Below are 2,393 nucleotides of genomic sequence, written 5' to 3'. Positions count from 1 at the left end.
GGCCCGACGCGGCGCCCGGGCCCGACGAGCTCGACGAGGCCGGTGGCGGCGGCGCGGCGTGGCGCTGGGTGCTGGAGCACGGCGAGCGCTCCGGCCGGCTGCGGCACGTGGAGGTCCTGCCCGCCCGGGCCGGCGAGCGCGCGGACTGGCCGGCCTGGGCGGACCCGGAGGTCGTCGCGGCGCTGGAGCGCGGCACGGGCGGGCTGCCGTGGCGGCACCAGGTGCTGGCGGCCGACGCCGTGCACGCGGGGCGCTCCACGGTGCTGGCCGCGGGCACCGCCTCGGGCAAGTCGCTGGCCTTCCAGCTGCCCGTGCTGACCGAGCTGCGCCGCCCCGGCGGGGCCCTGGGCGAGCGCGGCGCCACCGCCCTCTACCTGGCGCCCACCAAGGCGCTGGCCGCCGACCAGGACGCGCGGCTGCGCGCGCTGGGCCTGGAGCGGCCGCTGAGCGCCACCTACGACGGCGACACGCCGCCGGAGGTGCGCCGGTGGGTGCGCCGGCACGCCTCCCTGGTGCTCACCAACGTCGACATGCTGCACCGCTCGGTGCTGCCCGGCCACGAGCACTGGGCGCCGTTCCTGCGCCGGCTGCGCTTCGTGGTGGTCGACGAGTGCCACACGTACCGGGGGGTGTTCGGCTCGCACGCCGCGGCGGTGCTGCGCCGGCTGCGGCGGCTGGCCGCCCGCTACGGCGCCGAGCCGGTGTTCGTGCTGGCCTCGGCCACGGTGGCCGAGCCGGCCACCACCGCGCGGCGCCTGACGGGCGTGGAGGTGCTGGCCGTGGAGGGCGACACCTCCACCCGCCCGCGCGTGGACGTGGCGCTGTGGGAGCCACCGCGGCGCGGCGCGCTCGGGGAGGCGCCCGGGAGCGCGGACACCGCGGACGCCGCGGACGAGGAGCGGGGCGCCGGCGGCGAGCAGCGCACCGCGACCGCGGAGACGGCCGACCTGCTGGCGGGCCTGGTCGAGCGCGGCGTGCGGACCCTGGCGTTCGTGCGCAGCCGCGCCGGGGCGGAGTCGGTGGCCGCCGCCGCGCGCCGGCGGCTGCTGGAGCGCACCCCGCAGCGGGCCGGGGCGGTGCTGGCCTACCGCGGCGGGTACCTGCCGGAGGAGCGGCGCGAGCTGGAGGAGGGGCTGCGCTCGGGGCGGGTGCTGGGCATGGCCACCACGCGCGCGCTGGAGCTGGGCGTGGACGTGGCCGGGCTGGACGCGGTGCTCATCGCCGGCTGGCCGGGCACTCGCGCCTCCTTCCGCCAGCAGCTGGGCCGGGCGGGGCGGCGCGGGCGGCCGGCGCTGGGGGTGTTCGTCTCGCGCGACGACCCGCTGGACACCTACCTGGTGCACCACCCGGAGGCGCTGTTCGGCGTGGACGTGGAGGCCACCGTGCTGGACCCCTCCAACGCGTACGTGCTGGCCCCGCACCTGGCGGCCGCCGCGCAGGAGCTGCCGCTGACGGAGGCGGACCTGGAGCTGTTCGGGCCGGCGGCGCCGGGGGTGGTGGAGCTGCTGGTGGGGCGCGGGCTGCTGCGCCGGCGCGCGCAGGGGTGGTTCTGGACGCGCCCGGAGCGCGCCAGCGAGCTGACGGACCTGCGCGGGGCCGGTGGGACGGTGCGCGTGGTGGAGTCCGCCACGGGCCGGGTGCTGGGCACCGTGGAGGCGGGGGCGGCGGACTCCGCCGTGCACGCCGGTGCCGTGCACGTGCACCAGGGCCGCACCTACGTCGTCGACGAGCTGGACCTCCAGCAGCAGGTGGCGCTGGTGCACCCGGAGACGCCCGACCACACCACCCACGCCCGCAGCCGCAGCGACGTGCGGGTGCTGCGGGAGGAGCAGCGCGCCGCGCACGGCCCGCTGACCGTCTGCCGCGGCGTGGTGGAGGTCACCAGCCGGGTGACGGGGTTCCTGCGCCGGCGCGCGGGCACCGGCCAGGTGCTGGGCGAGGAGCCGCTGGACCTGCCGGAGCGCCGGCTGCGCACCCGCGCGGTGTGGTGGTCGCTGGACCCGGACGCCGCCGCGCGCGCCGTGGACGGGGCGCCGGGGCGGCTGCCCGGCGCGCTGCACGCCGCCGAGCACGCCGCGATCGGGCTGCTGCCGCTGCTGGCCACGTGCGACCGGTGGGACCTGGGCGGGCTGTCGACCGCGCTGCACCCCGACACCGGCCGGCCCACCGTGTTCGTGCACGACGCGGTGCCCGGCGGCGCGGGGTTCAGCGACCGCGGGCACGAGCGGCTGGCCGAGTGGCTGACCGCCACCCGCGACGCCGTGCGCGCCTGCCGCTGCGCCTCCGGCTGCCCGGCGTGCGTGCAGTCGCCCAAGTGCGGCAACGGCAACGAGCCGCTGGACAAGGCCGGCGCGGTGGCGGTGCTCGACGTGGTGGTGGCCGCGCTCAGCGGG

At 79.7% G+C, this 2,393-nt stretch carries 1 protein-coding gene; it reads left to right on the top strand.

Features of this window, described 5'->3' with window-relative positions; genetic code table 11:
* Positions 1-68 precede the first annotated feature (68 nt).
* Positions 69-2,393 (top strand): DEAD/DEAH box helicase (locus GTR00_RS19020; protein ID WP_166613130.1); only part of this gene is annotated, 2,325 nt, incomplete at its 3' end.

Source organism: Kineococcus indalonis (genome assembly GCF_009906395.1).
GTDB classification, from domain to species: Bacteria; Actinomycetota; Actinomycetes; order Actinomycetales; family Kineococcaceae; genus Kineococcus; species Kineococcus indalonis.
This window is presented reverse-complemented; position numbering and strand designations above follow the sequence as displayed.